This is a genomic window from Streptomyces sp. NPDC090741 (genome assembly GCF_044769045.1).
Classification (GTDB): domain Bacteria; phylum Actinomycetota; class Actinomycetes; order Streptomycetales; family Streptomycetaceae; genus Streptomyces.
Window position 1 is genome coordinate 95,198 of sequence record NZ_JBIVXF010000019.1, and the last position, 19,339, is coordinate 114,536.

Sequence of the window (19,339 nt, forward strand, 5' to 3'; positions counted from 1 at the left end):
TGTGGACCTTCGGGGTCCTGTGAATGCGAGAGGGGAACGTCATGACCGAGGCCGAACTCAGGGCACTGTTCGACGAGATCGACACGGACGGCGACGGGCGGATCAACATCGTCGAACTGGCCGAGGGGTTCAAGGCCGAGGGCGCCCAGGGGCACCTCGCGGAAGAGGTCAAGAAGGCCATGGCGGCCGACGCGAACCACGACGGGGTCCTCGACTTCGAAGAGTTCCGCACCCTGCTGAAGTAGCGCCACCCCAGACAGCCCCCGTCGGTCCCGGCAAGGATGTCCGTACGGGGGCTGACGTATGTCCGGCGCGGGCGGTTACGGGCGGCGGGGGCGGAGGGAGAGGGCTATCAGGAGGGCCGCCGACGCGAAGGCGGCCCCTGTGGTGAAGCCCGCGGACATCGTGTCCGCGAAGTCGGCGTGGCCCGCGGACGCGGTCACCATCAGGGCTATGCACAGCGAACCGCCCACCGACTGCAGGGCGTTGAGCACGGAGGCCGCCGAGCCCAGTTCCTCGGGACGCAGCCCCGACGTGGCGAGCACGGTCGGCGGGATCACGCAGAACGCCATGCCCGCGCCCAGCAGGAGCAGACCGGGCAGCACACCCGTCAGGTACGCGTCGCCCGGACCGAGGTGCGAGAGCCACAGGTTCTCGGCGACCAGCGCGGTCGTGCCGATCGCCATCATCGGCTTCGGGCCGATCGCCCGTTCCACCCGTACGCCCACACCGGCCATGGCGGCCATCGTCACCGGCACCGGGAGCAGGCCGAACGCCGCCTCCAGCGGGGACCAGCCGTGGTGCTGCTGGAAGAACTGGCTCAGGAAGAAGTAGGCCCCGATCAGGCCGCCCGGCAGGACCAGCATGCTGGAGAAGGCCAGCGCCCGGTCCCGGTCCCGGAAGAGTCCGAGCCGGACGATCGGCTCGGCGGCGCGGCGCTGCGTAGCGACGAACACGGACAACAGGACGAGGCCGGCGAGCAGCGGTCCGGCGACGAGGACGTCGGTCCAGGGGTGTTCGGCCGCCTGCGACAGCCCGTACACGAGCGCGGCGGCGCCGAGCGCGGAGAGCAGCGCGCCGCGCAGGTCGAAGCGGCCGCGGATCCGCTCGGTCTCCGCGATCACCCGCGGGGCGAGCAGTACGATCGCCAGGCCCATCGGGACGTTGAGCAGCAGCACCCAGCGCCAGGAGCCCGCCGAGGTCAGCGCGCCCGCCAGCAGCAGGCCGCCGGCGGTGGTGGCCGCGCCCACCGCGGTGCAGACGGCGATGGCCCGCTTGCGGGCGGCCCCCTCGGCGAACGTGCTCAGCATCAGCACGAACCCGTTGGCCGCGGCGCACGCGGCTCCGGCGCCCTCCACGGCGCGTACGGCGATCAGCAGTTCACCGCTCGGGACCACCGCCCGGACCGCGGCGGCGGCCGTGAACAGCGCCACGCCCGCGACGAAGACCTTGCGCCGCCCCAGGATGTCGCCGGCCCGGCCGCCGAGCAGCAGCAGGCCGCCGAAGGCCAGCAGGTAGGCGCCGATCACCCAGGACGCGGCGAGCGCCGACAGCCCCAGATCGGCACGGATGCCGGGCAGCGCGATGTTCATGATGGGGTCGTCGAGCTGGATCATCGCGTTGCAGCCCGCGATGACCGCGAGCGCGAGCCCGGGGCGTGCGAGGCGCTCGGGGCGCGCGCCGACCGCGGCCGGCGTACCGGCTCCGGCGGGGCGCTCGGTTACGGACGCGGACATGCGCTGCCTCCCAGATGACGACTTGACCACTTGACCACTTGAAGATTTGTCGAGGTGAAGTCCTCACGGTTCCAAGGAGCGCTGGAGAAGTGCTGCACTTCAGACGGAGGCGGGTGCCTGTGCCCGGGTCCCCTCGCGGCGGTCGGCCGTACGGCGCGCCCAGGCCACCGACGGGCCGATGGCCGCCGTACCGGCCAGGAATACGGCGCCCATCGCCAGCCAGCCGAGCGAGTCGTCGACGGACACCAGGAAAGACACCACGGCCGGTCCCAGCGTGGCCTGGACGACCACGTGCAGGTGGAAGGCGCCCAGGTACTCGCCCCGGTTCGCGTCGGGTGCCAGGCCGAAGCCCAGTCCGAAACCGCTCGCGGACTGCCACAGTTCGGCTGCCGTGAACATCAGGACGGCCGCGATCGCCACCACACCGGTGAGCCAGGCCCCGGTCCAGCCGGCCACCGCGAGCGCGGCGCAGGCCGCCACGCTGACCAGGCCGGCCTTGCGGGCCGCGACGACGGCGCCGTCCAGCGTGTCGGCGCCCTTGGCGGCGGCGACCTGGCACAGCACCACCAGCACCGTGTTCACCGCGAGGATCAACGGCACCACGCCCCGCGGCAGATCGGTCGTGCGCACGATCCACAGCGGGATGCCCACCAGCAGCACCGCGCTGTGCAGCGCCAGCAGGCTGGACGCGCCGATGACGCTCAGGAACGGCCGGTCCCGCAGCACCTTGAAGTGCCCGCCGCCGCCCGCGTTCGGCCGGGCCCCGGACGCCGGCAGCCGCAGCACCAGAGCCGCGGCCGCCAGGAACGTCAGGCCGTTGCCGAGCGGCAGCAGCTCCAGCCAGCCCCCGCCCAGCCCGATCAGGGCGGCCGCGGCCAGGGCGCCGCCGGAGAAGCCCACGTTGAACAGGGAGCGCAGCGCCGCCCGGGCGGTGACCCGGTCGGGCTCCGGCACCAGGTCCATGATCAGCGCGCCGAAGGCGGGCCCGCAGCCGAACTCCAGGGCCCCGATGGCGATCACCACCGGGAAGAAGCTCCAGGCCGACCCGACCAGCGGGTACAGCACGTACAGACCGGCCAGCAGCATGAGCAGCACGGCCAGCATCCGCCGGGCCCCGAACCGGTCGGCGACCCGGCCCAGCAGGATGCTGGAGACGAACCCGCTGAAGCCGGCGAGGGAGAGGCCGAGGCCGACCGTGGTGATCGGCAGGCCCGCCACGACGACGAAGTACACCGCCGAGCCCGCCATGAACAGGCCGCTGCCCAGGCTGTCCACGAAGTGCAGCGCGCCCAGCGTCCGGGCCGGGCCGCGCAGGGAGGAGAAATTGCTCTGGAGGAAGGATTTCAGCACGGCAGGTCCGATCGTCGAACGCGTCAGGACTGGGGGAGGGGGGTGGGCTCGGGGAGCGGGCGTACGGGCGGCAGGCCCTCGGCCGGGGCGGGGGCCACCAGTACTCCGGTCAGCCCGGGCTCCAGCAGGTACGTACGGGCCGCGCGGGCCACGTCCGCGGCGGACAGGGCGCGCACCCGCTCCTCGTAGCCGCCCAGCCACTGCGGGGACAGGCCGCTGACCAGCGTTCCGGCGAACACCGAGGCCAGTCCGGAACGGGAGGAGCAGGCCATGGCCATCGAGCCCACCGTGAAGTTCTGCGCGCCGAGCAGTTCGGCGGGGGCGAAGGCCCCGGCCGCCAGCCGCTCCAGCTCCTCGTCGATCAGTACGAGGGCCCGCGCGGCCCCGTCGGACCGTACGTCGGCCTCCAGCGTGAACGCGGCCGAGCCGCCCAGCGGGTCGAGTACGGCGCGCGGCGCGTACGACAGGCCCTCGCGCTCGCGCAGTACGGCCGTGAGCCGGCTGCCGAAGTAGCCGCCGAGCATCAGCACGGCCACCTGGAGAGCCGGATAGTCCGGGTGGACCCGGCCCGGCACGTGGCCGCCCAGCCGGATCAGGGTCTGCGGCACGCCGGGGGAGACCAGCGTGGCCGTGCCGCCCGCCGGGCGGTCCTGCGGTGCGGCGGCCGCCCGCGGGGCGAGCCGCGGCGGGGCGGGCAGCAGGGGCCGGGCCGCGTCGAGGAGTTCGCCGGCCGGCCCGCGCCCGACGACGACCGCCCGCCGGGCCGATACCGGGGCCCCGGCCAGCAGGGCGGCGAGTGCCCCGCCCGTCACGCCGGGCAGGCGGGCGGCGGTGGCGGTGTGCCCGTACGCGTGGGTGCCGTACACCGCGGACAGGAAGCCCGCGCGCGCGACCACCGTGGGGTGACGCTCCGCCGCGGAGAGCCGGGCGGCGACCGCGGACCGGGCCCGGTCGACCCGCTCGGCGCCGAACAGGCCGCCGGGGGCGGGGCCTTCGGACTCTTCGGGGCCGGGGCCGGGGCCGGCGCCGAGGGCGGCGCCGATCCGCGCGCACACCTCCGCGAGGTCGCCGGTGAAGGAGCGCGCCGAGATCACGATCCGGTCCGGGCGCGCCTCCGCCCGTACGACGGCCAGCGCGCCGGCCGCCTCCTCCAGCGCCTCGCGCAGCGCCTCCGCGGCCACGTCCACCTCGGTGGCGTGCGCCGCCGCGGGCCCCGGGACCAGGGGCAGCAGCAGCCGGGCCTCGGCGAGGTCCCCGGTGCCGGCGCGGTCGACGGCGACGAGGGTGCCGCGGTCCAGCTCCAGCTGCCGGTGGGCGGGCGCGGTGAAGTGCGGTGCGGGGGTGGTGGGGGTGGTGGGGGTGGTGGTGGCCGTCGTCATGCCGGGGCTCCCGCGGTCGTGGGCATCGGATCCGGTACGGGCGCTGCGGCCCCCGGGAGGCTGGTGATCCGGGCCACCGGGGCCTTCGCGTACACCGCGGCGAGGCGGGCCACATCGGCGGCCGACACCGCGTCGACGGCAGCGGGCAGTCCCGCCAGATGGCCCGGGTCCCCGTGGACGGCCGCGCCGACGCCCAGCCAGGACGCCTGGCCCGCCACCGAGTCCAGCTCGGCGTGCAGGTGCATGGCCAGCCGGCGGCGCAGCGTCGCGAGCGGCTCGGCCACCGGCAGGGAGCCGTCGGCGATCCGCGCGAACACCGACCGCAGGCAGTCCTCGGCCGCGTCGGGGGAGGTCTCCACCGGATGCGGGAACTCCACCGCGAACAGCGAGGCGCGGGCCACGTCGAAGGGGTTGCCCGTACGGTTCACCCGGGCCCGGAACGCCCCCCAGGGGTGTTCCCCCGCGCCGTGGCGGCCGCAGTCGCCGCCGACCGTCTCCAGCAGCTCGCTCAGCAGTACCGTCGCGAGGTGGTCCGCCGGCGCGGCCTCCGGGTCCGGGACCCGCCAGCCGAGCACGGTACGGCCCGCGGGCGCGACCTGTTCGGCGCGCCGCCCGTACCGGCGCTCCGTCAGCGGGGGCTCGACGGCCGGCTCGCGCTGCCAGGTGGGCCGGGCCGGCACCGGCCCGAGCAGCCGCTCCACCAGCTCCCGCGCCCGCTCCGGGTCGAAGTCGCCCACGACCGCGAGGTGGATGTTGCCGGGGGAGTAGGAGCGCTCGAAGAAGGTGCGCAGCTCGGCGGTGCCCAGCGACTGGAGCGCCTCGATGTCGCCGTAGCCGTTGTGCCGGTTCTCCCAGGTGTCGTGCAGCAGCTCGGGGAGGTCGAACAGGACCAGGCCGCCGTGCGGGCGCTGGAGCACGTTGCGCCGGATCTCCGCCTGCACGACGGCGATCTGGCCGCGGATGTGCTCCGGGCTCAGGTCGGGCTCGGTCAGCCGGTCCCGCTCGATGCGCAGCCCGAGCTCCAGGCCGTCGGCGGGCAGGATCTGCGTGTACTGGGTGTGGTCGGCGGAGGTCCGCGCGTTCATGGTGCCGCCCATGGCCGTGACCGCCGCGGTCAGCGGGCCGTCGGCCGTGGAGCCCTGGACCAGGACGTGCTCCAGGAGGTGGGCCGCACCGGCGACCGGCTCGTTGCGGAAGCCGGTGCCGACGTGCAGGCAGGTGGCGACGACCTGGCAGCCGGGCAGCGGCTGGAGCAGCACCCGCATGCCGTTGGGCAGGGTCAGGTCCGTCAGGTCCGTCAGGTCCGTGAGCTCCGTCAGGTCCGTGAGCTCCGTCGGCTCCGTCATGATTTCTCCTCGTCGCCGCGCAGGATCGAGAACAGCACCTGGTCGTGCCAGCGGCCGCCGCGCCACTGGGCGCCGCGCAGCACGCCCTCGCGGGTGAACCCGGCCTTCTCCAGCGCCCGCTGCTCGGCGAGGTTGCGCACATCGGTCCAGGCCTGTACCCGCTCCACCCGCGTGTGCTCGAACAGATAGCGGGCCAGCTGCCGCTGCGCCTGCGTGCCGAAGCCCCGGCCGCGGGCGCCGGGCACCAGGCCGATGCCGAGCGTCCAGCAGAACGACGTGTCCATCCGGCCCCACGTGGACTTGAACCACTCCACGCGCCCGACGGTGTCCCGGCCCGCGAGCACGCTCAGCATCCCGCCGTCCGGGCCGAGCAGCCCGTCCTCCGCGTGGCGCCGGCGCAGCCGCGAGGCTGTGAAACCGAACCACTGGAAGGGGCCCGTGCCCTCCTCGCCGGCGAAGGCCGTCTCGAACAGGTCCAGGTCCTCGGCCGCGACGGGGCGCAGCGACACTCCGCCGGTCCTCGTCATGCGGCCACCCCTTCCGGTACGCGTTCCACCGGCAGCGGGCCCTCGGCGTCGACGACCTCGCGCCAGCCGGGCGGGGCGATCCCGCGCCGCAGATCGCGGTGGCCGGGCAGCCAGCCGGCGGCGAAGTCGACCAGGGGCCGCAGCGGCACGGCCCGGCACACGGCGGTGCCGACGAGCGTGCGGGCCAGCGGGGCGCCGCAGGCCTCGTACGCCGCGCCCAGCCGGTCGAAGTCACCCTCCCAGACGAGCAGTTCGGGCACCTCGTGCCAGCGCGTGCCCACCGGGCCGGCGACGGGCAGCGGCCACAGGCCGGCCCGGCGCCCCGGATAGGCGGCGGCGTACTCGGCCAGGTGCAGGGCGGTGCACTTGTCCCAGCCGGTGCCCAGCATCAGGACCGTGGCGTCCAGCCGCCACAGCGCGCCCAGCGGGCTCTGCGCGGACAGCCGGTACGCGTCCGGATGGGACCGGGTGATCTCCCGCGCGCGCGGCCCCTCGGCCACGAACGACACGTGCGGATGCGGCGAGCGCAGGCTGCCCGGCAGCGCGCGCAGCAGCTCCGGCAGCACGCCCATGGTCCGGGAGACCGGCGTGCGCAGCGGATCGAAGACCGGCATCGCGGCCGCGGCGGCGGCCAGGTCGCCCCGGACCAGGTCCGGGGCGCGCCAGGTGCCCGGATGGCACAGCTGCGGGGTGAAGGCGGGCATGACGAGCGTGCCGTCCGGTCCGACGGCCTCGCGCAGGGCCTCGTACACGGCCTGCGCGCCGCCCACGACGAACCCGAAGGCGCTCAGCGAGGAGTGGACGATGGCCGTGCCGCCGGGGCGGACGCCCAACGCGGCGAGCGTGTCGGCGAGCGTGTCGGCGAGTTGCCGCCGGGTGACGACCTCGCGCCGGACGTCGGAGCCGAGCTCATGCCGCGTCATCGAGGCCTCCCATCGCCAGTTCGGCGAACCGCGCCGCCAGTTCACCCGTCAGCTCGTCGGCCGGATCGGCGGCCGCCTCGCCCGCGAGGGTGCTCGCGCAGGCCGTCAGCACCCACCGGTACCAGGCCCGGATGTTGCGCGGCCGGCTCAGCGGATGCGCCTCCGAGCGGAAGAACGCCACCTCGGAGCGGACGCCCTGGCGGGACAGCTGCCGGTGCACGCGCAGCGTCTCGGTCGGCGGCACCAGCCCGTCGTGCATGCCGTGCGAGAGCAGGACGCGGGTGCCCTCCGGCACCGGCCGCATCGGCAGGCTGTTGTCCCGGTAGCGCACCTGCTCCGCCGTGCCGGGGTCGCCGTACTCGCGCAGCCACTGCCAGCCGACGTCGCTGCTCTCCGCGACCTGTACGAGGTCCAGCGGCGCGGCGTGCGAGGCGATCAGCCGGGGCTCCAGCGCCGCGGCCGTACTCAGCGACAGGTAGCCGCCGAAGCTGCCGCCCATCAGGGCCAGCGGCAGTTCCGCGAGGCCCGTCTCGGCCCGCAGCTGCTGAACCTGGCGTACGGCCACGGCGGCGATCCCGGAGCGCCAGTTGGCCCAGCCGCCGGGGACGGCCGAGGCGTAGCCCAGCGACATCGGGGGCTCGATCAGCGCCACCGCGTACCCGGAGGCCACGAACGGCCACGGGTTCCACCGCCAGGACCACTCGGTCCAGCTCTTGAAGGGGCCGCCGTGGAAGAACACGACCAGCCCGCGCGCCGGGCCCCCGGCGGGCCGGCACAGCCAGCTCGCCAGCGCCCCGGTCGCGCCGGGCACGGCCTGCCGGTGGTAGGACAACGTGCCGGGCAGCGGGGGTCGTTCGCTGGCCTCCACCCGCTCGGCGGGCCCGTCGCCCGACAGCGGGACGACGTCGACGGCCGGGGGCGTGTCCAGCGCGGAGACCAGTACGGCGGCCCGGCCGCCGCGGACCTGCACGCTCTCCACCGATGCGGAGAGGGGGACCTCGCGCCAGCTGCCGCGGGCCACCTCGTACGCGTACAGGCGGCGCTGCGGGCCGTCCTCCGCCGTGCACAGGAGCCGGCCGGGGCCGTCCCAGCCGACCGGGCGCTGCCAGGTGCCGGCCGGGGCCGCGAGGACGGTCAGCTCCAGGGAGCCGGGGCGGACCAGGCAGGCGGACTGGACGGGCGGTGCGTCGTTCGTCGGGACCGAGGTGCCGAGGTAGGCGACCTGGCCGCTGCCGTCCGGATCGGCCACCGGGTAGCAGAGGTCGATCCCGTCGAAGAGCAGGCTGCGCTCGGTCGTACCGTCCTCGGCGCGGACCGCGAGGAGGCCGAACCGGCGGGTTCCGTCGGGGCGGTGGTGGGCGAGGCCCAGCAGCAGGGTGTCCGGGCCGGACCAGGCGGCCTCGCCGGTGAGCGAGGCGCCGTCCGGGACGGTGACGGCCAGGTCGCGGCCGGTCGCGTCTTCGTCGATCGGCAGCAGCAGGATCTGCCAGGCGCCCTCGGGCCGGCGTACGGCCGCCAGGCTGGCGTCGGCGCCGGCCGACCAGACGGCGTCGGACCCCTGGAGCAGCCCCTCGGGGTGGGCGCCGAGCGGGCCGGCCGTACGGATCACGCAGGCGACGGTGGTGGCGGCGGCGGGCCGCGGTGCCAGGGTGGCGACCTCGCCGCCCACGTGTTGCAGGACGCGCTCGGTGCCGTCGTGGGAGGACCGGAAGGTGACGGCCCGTTGGCGTACGTAGAGGAAGCCGCCCGGGACGGTGATCGTCTCGCCGGCTTCGGTGACCGACCAGTCGGCCGCCCAGGTCCCGGCGGGGCCGCGGCGGTATCCGACCAGGGTCGGGACGAGCGAGCCGAAGCCGTCCGGGGCGTCCGCGCGCAGCAGCAGCTGCCCCGCGCCGTCGTAGGCGGCGACGGCCTTGGGCCGGGGCTCGGCGGCGAGCGCCTCGACGAAGGCGGTGGCGGGGTCCTGGGCGGTGGTCTTCATGGTCGGTTTCACGGGGGTCATCAGGCGGCCGCCCTCTCGGTGAGCAGGGCGACGAGCGCCGGGTGGAACGCGGCGGCGAGCCGGGCGGCCTCCGCCTCGTCGCGGAAGCCGCGCTCCAGGGCGGCCAGGCGGTACTCGTGCGGGCGCCGTACGCCCCACAGCCGGCGCAGCAGTGCGTGCCAGCTGACGGGCGGTACGGGGGGCTGCCCGGCCGGGGCCGCCAGCCGCAGGCACCACTGCTCCAGCTCGGCGAGGCCGGTACCGGCCAGGGCCTCCGGCGGCAGGTCGGCGTAGACGAGCCGGCCCGGGCGCAGCCGGAACGTACGGGCCAGCAGCCGGTCCTCGGCGGACCAGTGCGCGGTGGCGGCGGTCGGCCGGGCCAGCCGGGCGTCGGGCCGGGTCGCGGGCGCGAACCCGGCGGCGCCGAGCAGGGCCCCGGAGCCCACGCCGCCGGGCAGGCCGACGGAGTCGGCGGCCATCCGGCGGGCGTAGGCGCGGTGCCGCTCGGGGAAGTCGGGCTCGAACAGTTGCAGGCAGGCGAGCGCGTGCCGCGACCCGACCACGGATCCACCCCGTACGGGCCGCCGCTCGAAGGCCCACTCGGCTCCGTACGAACTCCCCCAGACGGCCGCGGCCGAGGCGTCGGCGGCGACCCCCCAGCCCGAGTCCCGGGCGGACTGCCCGGCGGATTCTTCAGCGGACTCCGCGGCGAACTCGGCTTCCAGGAGGCGGAGGGCCGACAGGGCGTCCTGCGTCTTGACGTCACCGTGTGCGGCGAGGTGGTCGAGAAGGCGCCGCATCGCGGGGCGGGCGGGGCCCGCGTGGTGGAGGAGCGCCTGCTCGGAGCGTTCCGTGAAGTGCAGGGAGTCCGCCACCTGCCGGATCTGTGCCCCCTCGGCGGCGGAGAGCCGCCCGGCGGCCGCCAGTTCCGCGACCGCGTGCCGGACGGCGACCGTCGCCACCGTGAGGCGGCGCCCTCCGTCGCCGTCAGCGGCATGCAGCACGCCCACATCGGCATCCGCGACCAACTCGCCGCAGCGGGCCGCCGTATAGACCTGGCCGAGGCCGCGCATGCCGAAGCCGGCCAGCTCCGCGGCGCGCAGCGCGCCCAGGCTGGCCGTGCCCGCGACGCGCACCCCGAGGGCGAGCACCGCGAGGATCTCCTTGTGCCGGATCGGTGCGAAGTGCTGGTAGACGCCGTCGATGACGAGCACCTGGTCGCCCGGCCGGAGATCCAGCGCGAACAGGTCGCCGTGCCGGACCGGCGGCAGGTACGTGAACGAGCCCTCGGGCCGCTCGGCCGCAGCCAGCGTCGGCCCCACGAAGGCGATGCGGCGCGGTGGACGGGCTGGACGGGCTGTCACACGAAGCTCCTGCTCGTCAGTTCCTGTGGGCGCGGGTGTTCCAGTACGAGGCCGAGGCCGGGGGCGAGGACCTGGACGACCGCCGGCCACGGGCGGCCGGGCGGGGTGAGGTCCACGGCGATGACCGGCCGGCCGGTGCGGGCGTGCACGGCGTCGACCAGTCCGTCCAGCACCTCGTCGAGGGAGGCAGGGGGTGCGGAAGGGGATGCGGCTTCCGGCGCGGGGAGGGGCTCGGTGCGGGTCGGGACCGGGCGGGGGCGGCCCGCGGGGGCGCCCTGGAGGCGGAACGTCCATTCCGGGATGTCGTCGCGGCCGCCGCTGATCGTCGAGCCGCGGCTCTGCACGGCCTCCAGCAGGGCGCGTTCGGCCGCGATCGCCGCGTCCGTGTGGCAGCCCGATCCGGCGAAGACCTGCCACATCTCCGGCTGCGTCAGCCAGCAGGTGTACGTGTACGTCCCGGGCAGCGACGGGATCCGCTCCAGCACGGCCTCGCCGCCCGCCTCGCGGATCCGGTCCACGACCGGCCCGAGCCGCCCGCCCAGGCTGTCCGGCTCCACCCGTACGGCGTCCGCCTCGCCCAGGCGCGCCAGCGCGTCGCGCTCGCACAGCTCCAGCAGCCCGTGCAGCGCCGCCTCCACGTGGTCGTTGCCGCCGGCCAGGCCGTTGGTCGTCGTCACGAAGGTGCTCGGCTGCCACTGCCCGGCCGCCCAGCCGCGCAGGCCGACGGCCGCCGCGGGCAGCAGCGCGGGGGCGCCGCCGGCCAGGTCCCAGCCCGCCACCCAGTCGAGCTCCGTACGGTCGTCGACCAGCGAGACGGGATGCAGGGACAGTTCGGCGACGCCGTAGCCCGGCTCCACGTCCCGGGCGCTGCCGTACGCGACGTGCTCGGGGCGGGCCTGCTCCGAAGCGGCCACCTCCAGCGACTCCATCACCGCGGAGATCCGGGCCGACGCATGGTCGATGCCCTTCCCGGCGCTCGCCACCAGGGTGGCGGCCGCGGGCCGGATCGCGGTCCACACGGGAGTGCCGAGGGTGTCCAGGCCGGTCAGGTCGGCCACCCGCGTGATGCCCCGGTCGGCGAGCAGCGGCGCCAGCCGGGCCCACGTCTCCTGCGGGGTACTGCTTCGCAAGGTGCCCCGGGTGACGGCTGCGGGTCCTCCGCCGGTCAGCCAGGGCGGACGGCGGGAGGCCCGCAGCCGGCTCACCGGTGCTCCCTGCGCAGGGTGACGGCGGCCTGGGTGACGGCCTTCTCGTTCGCGTCGGCCAGGTGGGCGAGGAGGGCCTCGCGCAGCAGCTCCGTACGCTCCGCCAGGGAGTGGCGGTGGTGGTTCTCCTCGAAGGCGGTGAAGCGCGGGTCCGCCATGAAGGAGGCCAGCAGGACGTTGGCCAGGTTCTCGGCGGTCGGCTCCTCCACGGTGATCGCGATGTGGATGGAGTTGCCCTCGCGGGCCGTCGCGTAGTGCGGCGTGCCGTGCGGCATGTACAGCACGTCGCCGGGGCGCAGGGTGACCTCCACCCGCTCCTCGTCGGCGATCGGGCCCTCGTGGATGGTCGAGTCGCTGGTCGAACCGGGGTGGATGCGGCCGAAGACCCAGTCCTTGGTGCCGGAGACCTGGAGCACGAAGACGTGCGCGCCGTCGTAGTGGGCCTGCATGGCGGTCTTGCCGGGCGGGCTCAGAAAGACGAAGGACTCCAGACCGCCGCGGAAGTGCGGCCGCATGCCCTGGACGAGGGTGCGGATCCGCGGGTGCCAGTGCTCGGCCTGGTTGAACTTGAAGGTCGCGCCGGCCTCCCAGTCCTTGTGGATCTGCTCGGGCCGGATGAAGCCGGTGAGCTCGTGCCCGACCACGCGCCGCTTGGTGGACATGTCGCTGATCGCGGTGCGCACGCCCTCGTTGAACACGGTGAAGTAGGGCCGGGACAGCAGGCCGCACTCGACCTCGTCCCACATCTCCTGCTCGGAGATCAGACCGGACAGGTCCGTCTGTGCGCGCAGTACGACAGGCTGGTTCGCCCAGTGGTCCCGGAAGAACACGGCGGGGTCGCCCACCAGATGGTCCAGGAGCGTGGGGGTGGGGGTGGGGGCGTGGGTGTGGGTCTGGGTCTGGGTCTGGGTCTGGGCCCGGGTATCGGTCGTGGGAGTCATCAGCCGATCGCCTCCCGCATCGTGTCCACCGCCGTGCGCGACCACCGCGCGCCGTCCAGGGTCTTGGCCTGCTCGTACAGGGCCGTGCGCACCGCGCTCGTCCGCTCGTCCAGCGGGCGCTGGTGGAAGTGGTGCACGAGCTCCGGCTCGTCCTCCAGGAAGCGCTGCAGGAACGCCTCGACGAGGTTCTCCGGGGTCGGGTCGGTGAGCGTGAACGTCAGGTGCAGCGACGGGCCGTCCACCGCGACCGCGTCGTGCGGCCAGCCGTGCGGGAGGTAGAGCACGTCGCCGGGCTCCATCGTGAACACGTGGGTGGGGCGGGACGCGTCGACGTCCAGTCCCGCGCCGGCGCCGACCTGGTCGGGCTCGGCGTACAGGTGCCACTCCTTGCGGCCCTCCAGCTGGATGGCGACCACGTGGGCGGCGTCGCGGTGCGGCAGCATGCCGCGCGACTCGTCGGGCGTCCAGAAGACGTACGAGTTCGCCGCGACGGGCAGGAACTCCTCCAGCCCGCGGGCGATGTCGCGGGTCCGCCGGTGCCAGTCCTGGAGCTGGTTGAGCTTGAGGGTCGCGCCGCGCTCCATGTGGCGGCGGACGGCGACCGGGTCGGGGAAACCGTCCCGCTTCTGACCGATGACGTCGCGCACCGACGTGTACGAGGTGACGGGGGGAACTTCGCCGTGCTTCAGCAGCGTGAAGTACGGCCACTTCAGCAGGCTCGCGTCGAGCCAGCGCTCGATGTCGGCGGAGCCGAGGAGATCCGACACGTCCACGGCGTTCTTGAGGATGCGGTGCGAGACGCCCCAGGCGTCTTCCAGCAGCCTGTCGCGGAGCGTGGCAGTCAGGGAAGCGGCTGCGGTCATGCGGGGAGCCAGCCTTTCGGTCGGGAGGAGCCTTCGGGACCAGAGGCGCCCGGGAGCGGGAAGCTCCCGGGCGGCCTTCTTATCTGCTACCTGCCGAGCGATCAGGCCTCGTTGATCTGGCTGAGGACCATCATCGGGGCGTCGTACGCCTCGTCGTTGCTGAGGACCGCGGCCTTGGCCGGGTCGATGACACCCTCACCGGCGAGGCGGGCCTCGGTCGGGTTGGCAACGAGCTCGGTGTCGTTCAGGTTGTTGAGGACGTCACGCAGGGCCATGGGAGTACCTCCTTGGAGCGCCACTGCGATTCAGTGGCGGCTGTTAACAGCATGTTCATGCGAACTTGACGGACCCTTAGGCGCCGCTGGAGTGCGGGCAAAGCCGCACCGGGGCCGTGGTACGACGCACGCAGGCCCCCGCCACGGGGGTGGCGGGGGCCTGCATGGGCGGGGCGGGGTCGGGCTACTGGAAGATCTCCTCGCCGTCGAGGATGTCGAACAGTTCATCCGCCGTGGCGGCGCTCAGGTCGTCTTCGGGGGACTCGGTGCCGAAGAGGAGCTCGCGCAGGTGCGTGGCGAGCTTGACCGGGGACGGGTAGTCGAAGATCAGCGTGGGCGTCAGGCGGGAGCCGGTGAGGGCGCCCAGGCGGTTGCGGAGTTCCAGGGCGGTCAGCGAGTCGAAGCCGAGGTCCAGGAAGCCGCGGTCCGCCCGGACCGCGTCCTGGCCGGCGTGGCCGAGTACGGCTGCGGCGTGCGCCCGTACGACGTCCAGCAGTTCCTGTTCGCGCTCCTTGGCGGGGAGGGCGGACAGGCGCTCGACCAGCGCCGCGGGGTCGGTGCCGCGGTCGGCGGTCCGGGTCGTGGAGCGGGTGGGCTGGGGGATCAGGCCCCTGAGGAGTGCCGGGAGGTCGTCCGCGCGGGAGCGGAGCGTGGCGGTGTCCACGCGGAGGGGGACCAGGGCCGGGCGGCCCTTCGTGTGCGCTGAGGTGAAGAGCCGCAGGGCCTCTTCGACCTCCAGGGCCGGGAGGCCGCGCGCCGCCATCAGGCGGATGTCCTCCTCGATGGACTCGGTGAGGCCCGTCCTGGCGGCCCAGAGACCGTACGCCAGCGACTGGGCCGCGAGGCCCTGGGTGTGGCGGTGGGCGGCGAGGGCGTCGAGGAAGGTGTTCGCCGCCGCGTAGTTGGCCTGGCCGGCGGCCAGGGTGAGGCCGCCCGCCGAGGAGATCAGCGTGAACAGGGCCAGATCCAGGTGCTCGGTCTGCTCGTGGAGGTGCCAGGCCGCGTCGGCCTTCGGTGCCAGGACGGCGCCGAGGCGCTCGGCGTCCATCGTGGCGATCAGGCCGTTGTCGCCCGTGCCGGCCGCGTGGACCACGCCGGTCAGCGGGTGCGCGGCGGGGATTGCGGCGAGCAGGGTCGCGACCGCCTCCGGGTCGGAGACGTCGCATGCGGTCACGGTGACCTGAGCCCCCAGCTCGGAGAGTTCCTCGGCCAGTTCGGCCGCGCCCTCCGCGTCGGGGCCGCGCCGGGAGGTCAGGACGAGGTGGCCCGCGCCGTGCTCGGTGACCAGGTGGCGGGCCAGGTGGGCGCCGATGCCGCCCGTGCCGCCCGTGATCAGGACCGTGCCCTCCGGGTCGAGGGCACGTGTGTCGGTGGCCGCGTTCGTGACCGGGGTCAGGCGCGGTATCAGGAGGCCTGCCTCGCGTACGGCGCTCTCCGGCTCGGCCGAGGCGATGACCCCGGCCAGACCGTCGAAGCCGGTGCCGCCCGCCGGGAGGTCGGTGAGCTGGATGCGGCCCGGGTTCTCCGCCTGGGCGGCGCGTACGAGACCCCACACCGGGGCCTGCACCACGTCGGCGGTCTCCCCGGCGTCGGCGGCCACCGCACCGCGCGTCGCCACGACCAGCGTGGACTGCTCGAACCGCGGGTCGGCCAGCCACTGCTGGACGGCGGTGAGGGTGTGGCCCACCGTCGAGCGCATGGCCTCCGGGACCGGGCCGTCGGCCCGGGGGACCGGGAAGACCACCGCGCCCGATACCGGGCCCGCGGGCACCTCGTCCCATACCTGGAACCCGGCGCCGGCGGCCGGCGCCGCCAGCGGACGCCAGCCGATCTCGAACAGGGTGTCCGGCTGTCCGCCGCCGAGCTGCTCCGGCGAGACCGGACGGAACGTCAGCGAGCCGATGGAGGCCACCGGCGCGCCGCTGCGGTCCGCGAGGTCCAGCGACAGGTTGTTCTCCCCGTGCTTGGTGATCCGTACCCGCAGCGAGGTGGCGCCGACCGCGTGCAGGGACACGTCCGACCAGGAGAAGGGCAGCTCCGTCTGCTCCTCGCCGGTGACGCCCTCGCCGACCCCGAGCGCGTGCATCGTGGCGTCGAGGAGGGCCGGGTGGATGCCGAAGAGCGCGGCTTCGTCGTGCGCCTCCTCGGGCAGTTCGATCTCGGCGTACACCGAGTCGCCTTCGCGCCAGGCGGCCTTGAGCCCCTGGAACACCGGCCCGTAGTCGTAGCCCTGCTGGAAGAGGAGCTCGTACGCATCGCTCACGCGCACCTCGTCCGCACCGGCCGGCGGCCACGCGCCGAGGTCGGCGCCGACGGAGGCGCCGACGGAGGCGGCGGCGGGCGCGGTACCGAGCAGGCCCTCGGCGTGCAGCAGCCACGGGGTGTCGGGCAGGGCGTCCTGGTGCCGCGAGTGGATGCGGATCGTACGGCGGCCCAGGTCGTCGGGGCCGACGGATACCTGGAGGGCGACCCCGCCGCGCTCCGGCAGCACGAGCGGCGCCTGGAGGATGAGCTCCTCCAGGGCCGGGTAGCCGACCTGCTCACCGGCGTGCAGGGCGAGTTCGACGAAGCCGGTGCCGGGCAGCAGTACGGTGCCCAGGACGTCGTGGTCGGCCAGCCAGGCGTGGGTGTCGACGGAGAGGCGGCCCGTGAAGGTCACCCCGTCCGTGTCCGGGGAGGCGATGACCGCGCCGAGCAGCGGGTGGCCGGCGGGGGTCAGACCGAAGGCGGAGGCGTCGCCGCCGAGCGGGTTCTCGATGATCCAGTACCGCTCCCGCTGGAACGGGTACGTGGGCAGGGCCACGGGCCGGGCCGTGGTGCCCTGGTAGAAGGCGGCCCAGTCGATCCGGGCGCCCGCGGCGTGCAGGTGGGCCAGGGCGGTCAGCAGGGTGCGGGACTCGGGGCGGTTCTTGCGTACGGTCGGCTCGATGATCGCGTCGTCCGTGTCCAGCGTCGTCCGGGTGAGCGCGGTCAGGATTGCGTCGGGGCCCAGCTCGATGAACCGGTTGACGCCCTTCGCCGCCAGGTGCCGGACGGCGTCGGTGAAGCGGACCGCCTCGCGGACGTGGCGCACCCAGTAGGCGGGCGAGGCCAGATCGGCGTCCGTGGCGAGCCGGCCGGTCACGTTCGAGACGATGGGGATCAGCGCCGGCTGGTACGCCACGCTCTGCGCGACCAGGTGGAACTCGGCCAGGGCGGGCTCGACCAGCGGGGAGTGGAAGGCGTGCGAGACGCGCAGCCGGGTCGTCTTGCGGCCCCGGCCGCCGAACTCCTCCGTGATCGCCTCGACGGCTTCCTCGGCGCCGGAGACCACGATGGAGCGGGGGCTGTTGATCGCCGCGATGCCCACGACATCGGAGACGTACGGGAGGACTTCTTCCTCGGTGGCTTCGATGGCGGCCATGGCTCCGCCGGCGGGCAGCGCCTGCATCAGGCGGCCGCGTGCGGTGACCAGCCGGGCGGCGTCCTCCAGCGACAGCACCCCGGCCACGTGGGCCGCGGTGATCTCGCCGATGGAGTGCCCGGCCAGGAAGTCCGGCCGCACACCCCAGGACTCCACCAGCCGGAACAGCGCGGTCTCGATGGCGAAGAGGGCGGGCTGGGTGTAGGCGGTGCTGTTCAGCAGCGTCTCGTCCGAGCCCCACATCACCTCGTACAGCGGGGTGTCGAGGTACGTGTCCACCGCGGCCACGACCTCGTCGAAGGCGCGGGCGAACACCGGGAACGCGGAGTGCAGTTCGCGGCCCATGCCCAGGCGCTGCGCGCCCTGGCCGGTGAACAGGAAGGCCGTGCGGCCGTCCCGGACCTGGCCCTCCACCACACCCGCGTCGGCGATCGTGCCCTCGGCGAGGGCCGACAGGCCGGAGAGGAGTTCCTCGCGGTCCGCGCCGACGACGACCGCGCGGTGCTCGTGCGGGGTCCGGGTGGTCGCGGTGGAGTAGCCGAGGTCGGTGAGCGTGAGTTCCTCGTCCGCGCCGAAGCGGGCGTGGAGCTGCGCGGCCTGGTCGGTCAGGGCCTGCGCGGAGCGGCCCGACAGGACGACCGGGACCAGCGGCAGTTCGCGGGCTCCGCCGTCGGTCCCGGCGGCCTCCACGGCGGGGGCCTCCTCCAGGATGACGTGGACGTTCGTACCGCTCAGGCCGAACGAGGACACGCCCGCGCGGCGCGGACGCTCGCCCGCCGGCCAGTCGACGGCCTCGGTCAGCAGCTGGACGTTGCCCGACTCCCAGTCCACGTGCGGGGTCGGCTCGTCCAGGTGGAGGACCTTGGGCAGCAGGCCGTGGCGCAGCGCCTGGACCATCTTGATGACACCGCCGACGCCGGCCGCGGCCTGCGTGTGGGCCAGGTTGGACTTGAGCGAGCCCAGGTAGAGCGGCTTGTCGCCGGCGGGCCGGCGGCCGTACGTGGCCAGTACGGCCTGTGCCTCGATCGGGTCACCCAGCGTGGTGCCGGTGCCGTGTGCCTCGACGGCGTCGACGTCGGCGATGGTCAGGCCGGCGTTCTCCAGGGCGCTGCGGATGACGCGCTGCTGGGAGGGGCCGTTGGGGGCGGTCATGCTGCTGGAGGCGCCGTCCTGGTTGACGGCGCTGCCGCGGATGACGGCGAGGACCTCGTGCCCGTTGCGGCGGGCGTCGGAGAGCCGTTCCAGGACGATGACTCCGACGCCCTCCGAGCAGCCGGTGCCGTCGGCATCGGCCGAGAAGGACTTGCAGCGGCCGTCGGCGGCCATGCCGCGCTGATGGCTGAAGTAGACGAACATGTCCGGCTCGGTCATCACCGTGACCCCGCCGGCCAGGGCGAGCGTCGACTCGCCCGAGCGCAGCGACTGGGCCGCCAGGTGCATGGCGACCAGCGAGGAGGAGCAGGCCGTGTCGATCGTCAGGGCCGGGCCCTCCAGGCCCAGGCTGAACGCCACCCGGCCGGTGACCAGGCTGCCGTCGCTCGTACCGGGACCGTAGTCGTGGTACATCACGCCGCCGAACACGCCCGTCTTGCTCTTGCGCAGGGTGTGCGGGGCGATGCCCGCGCTCTCGATGGCCTCCCAGGAGGCCTCCAGCAGCAGCCGCTGCTGGGGGTCGAGGGTCAGGGCCTCGCGCGGGGAGATCCCGAACAGGGCCGCGTCGAAGTCGCCGGCGTCGTAGAGGAAGCCGCCCTCGCGGGTGATGGTCCGCCCGGGCTTGCCCGGCTCGGGGTCGTACAGGGCGTCGGTGTTCCAGCCGCGGTCCTCGGGGAACGCGGAGACGCCGTCGCGGCCCTCGGCCACGAGCCGCCACAGGTCGTCGGGGGAGTTGACGCCGCCGGGGTACCGGCAGGCCATGCCCACGATCGCGATCGGCTCGCAGGCCCGGTCGGCCTCCTCGGCGAGCTCGCTGTTCTCCCGCTTCAGGCGCTCGTTGTCCAGCATGGACTGTCTGAGAGCGGTGACGAGTTGTTCCACTGATGCTTCCAC

The 19,339-nt window shown here is 74.5% G+C and carries 14 protein-coding genes; 1 reads left to right on the forward strand and 13 read right to left on the reverse strand.

What is annotated here, in order from left to right; all coding sequences use genetic code 11:
* The first annotated feature begins 41 nt into the window (after positions 1-41).
* On the forward strand, positions 42-245 hold the full coding sequence (locus ACIQU4_RS36455) for an EF-hand domain-containing protein (RefSeq protein WP_134076314.1): 204 nt from the start codon (positions 42-44) through the stop codon (positions 243-245).
* 75 nt (positions 246-320) lie between these two features.
* Here ACIQU4_RS36455 and ACIQU4_RS36460 read toward each other — a convergent pair whose 3' ends face one another.
* The 13 genes from ACIQU4_RS36460 to ACIQU4_RS36520 all read right to left on the reverse strand — a co-directional run bounded on the left by ACIQU4_RS36460 (position 321) and on the right by ACIQU4_RS36520 (position 19,339).
* Positions 321-1,736, reverse strand: coding sequence for an MFS transporter (locus ACIQU4_RS36460; protein WP_403740318.1), 1,416 nt, complete (start codon positions 1,734-1,736; stop codon positions 321-323).
* Positions 1,737-1,835: 99 nt separating this feature from the next.
* On the reverse strand, positions 1,836-3,086 hold the full coding sequence (locus ACIQU4_RS36465) for an MFS transporter (RefSeq protein ID WP_403740321.1): 1,251 nt from the start codon (positions 3,084-3,086) through the stop codon (positions 1,836-1,838).
* A gap of 23 nt (positions 3,087-3,109) precedes the next feature.
* Complete coding sequence (locus tag ACIQU4_RS36470) at positions 3,110-4,465, reverse strand: M16 family metallopeptidase (RefSeq protein WP_403740324.1); 1,356 nt, start codon at positions 4,463-4,465, stop codon at positions 3,110-3,112.
* Entirely contained in the window at positions 4,462-5,811 is a 1,350-nt protein-coding gene (locus tag ACIQU4_RS36475) for a M16 family metallopeptidase (RefSeq protein ID WP_403740327.1), read from the reverse strand. Before ACIQU4_RS36475 ends, ACIQU4_RS36470 begins: the two co-directional genes overlap by 4 nt.
* Positions 5,808-6,338 (reverse strand): GNAT family N-acetyltransferase, encoded by a 531-nt coding sequence (locus tag ACIQU4_RS36480; protein ID WP_403740330.1) that lies wholly within the window; start codon positions 6,336-6,338, stop codon positions 5,808-5,810. The genes ACIQU4_RS36475 and ACIQU4_RS36480 overlap by 4 nt, the downstream gene beginning before the upstream one ends.
* Entirely contained in the window at positions 6,335-7,261 is a 927-nt protein-coding gene (locus ACIQU4_RS36485) for an aminoglycoside N(3)-acetyltransferase (protein ID WP_403740333.1), read from the reverse strand. Before ACIQU4_RS36485 ends, ACIQU4_RS36480 begins: the two co-directional genes overlap by 4 nt.
* Positions 7,248-9,263, reverse strand: a complete 2,016-nt coding sequence (locus tag ACIQU4_RS36490; RefSeq protein WP_403740335.1) for an alpha/beta hydrolase family protein — start codon at positions 9,261-9,263, stop codon at positions 7,248-7,250. The genes ACIQU4_RS36485 and ACIQU4_RS36490 overlap by 14 nt, the downstream gene beginning before the upstream one ends.
* On the reverse strand, positions 9,263-10,606 hold the full coding sequence (locus tag ACIQU4_RS36495; protein WP_403740338.1) for a TfuA-like protein: 1,344 nt from the start codon (positions 10,604-10,606) through the stop codon (positions 9,263-9,265). The genes ACIQU4_RS36490 and ACIQU4_RS36495 overlap by 1 nt, the downstream gene beginning before the upstream one ends.
* Entirely contained in the window at positions 10,603-11,811 is a 1,209-nt protein-coding gene (locus ACIQU4_RS36500; protein WP_403740341.1) for a YcaO-like family protein, read from the reverse strand. The genes ACIQU4_RS36495 and ACIQU4_RS36500 overlap by 4 nt, the downstream gene beginning before the upstream one ends.
* Entirely contained in the window at positions 11,808-12,752 is a 945-nt protein-coding gene (locus ACIQU4_RS36505; protein WP_403740344.1) for a JmjC domain-containing protein, read from the reverse strand. Before ACIQU4_RS36505 ends, ACIQU4_RS36500 begins: the two co-directional genes overlap by 4 nt.
* Positions 12,752-13,615: a JmjC domain-containing protein gene (locus tag ACIQU4_RS36510; RefSeq protein ID WP_403740347.1), complete on the reverse strand. Its 864-nt coding sequence runs from the start codon at positions 13,613-13,615 to the stop codon at positions 12,752-12,754. Before ACIQU4_RS36510 ends, ACIQU4_RS36505 begins: the two co-directional genes overlap by 1 nt.
* Before the next feature lie 101 nt (positions 13,616-13,716).
* On the reverse strand, positions 13,717-13,890 hold the full coding sequence (locus tag ACIQU4_RS36515; protein ID WP_159044106.1) for a hypothetical protein: 174 nt from the start codon (positions 13,888-13,890) through the stop codon (positions 13,717-13,719).
* 184 nt (positions 13,891-14,074) lie between these two features.
* Positions 14,075-19,339 (reverse strand): SDR family NAD(P)-dependent oxidoreductase, encoded by a 5,265-nt coding sequence (locus ACIQU4_RS36520; protein WP_403740350.1) that lies wholly within the window; start codon positions 19,337-19,339, stop codon positions 14,075-14,077.

Coding starts and splice junctions, on each gene's coding strand:
- ACIQU4_RS36480 (WP_403740330.1), bottom strand. CDS start 6,338: ATGACGAGGACCGGCGGAGTGTCGCTGCGCCCCGTCGCGGCCGAGGAC.
- ACIQU4_RS36460 (WP_403740318.1), bottom strand. CDS start 1,736: ATGTCCGCGTCCGTAACCGAGCGCCCCGCCGGAGCCGGTACGCCGGCC.
- ACIQU4_RS36485 (WP_403740333.1), bottom strand. CDS start 7,261: ATGACGCGGCATGAGCTCGGCTCCGACGTCCGGCGCGAGGTCGTCACC.
- ACIQU4_RS36455 (WP_134076314.1), top strand. CDS start 42: ATGACCGAGGCCGAACTCAGGGCACTGTTCGACGAGATCGACACGGAC.
- ACIQU4_RS36490 (WP_403740335.1), bottom strand. CDS start 9,263: ATGACCCCCGTGAAACCGACCATGAAGACCACCGCCCAGGACCCCGCC.
- ACIQU4_RS36475 (WP_403740327.1), bottom strand. CDS start 5,811: ATGACGGAGCCGACGGAGCTCACGGACCTGACGGAGCTCACGGACCTG.
- ACIQU4_RS36515 (WP_159044106.1), bottom strand. CDS start 13,890: ATGGCCCTGCGTGACGTCCTCAACAACCTGAACGACACCGAGCTCGTT.
- ACIQU4_RS36510 (WP_403740347.1), bottom strand. CDS start 13,615: ATGACCGCAGCCGCTTCCCTGACTGCCACGCTCCGCGACAGGCTGCTG.
- ACIQU4_RS36470 (WP_403740324.1), bottom strand. CDS start 4,465: ATGACGACGGCCACCACCACCCCCACCACCCCCACCACCCCCGCACCG.
- ACIQU4_RS36505 (WP_403740344.1), bottom strand. CDS start 12,752: ATGACTCCCACGACCGATACCCGGGCCCAGACCCAGACCCAGACCCAG.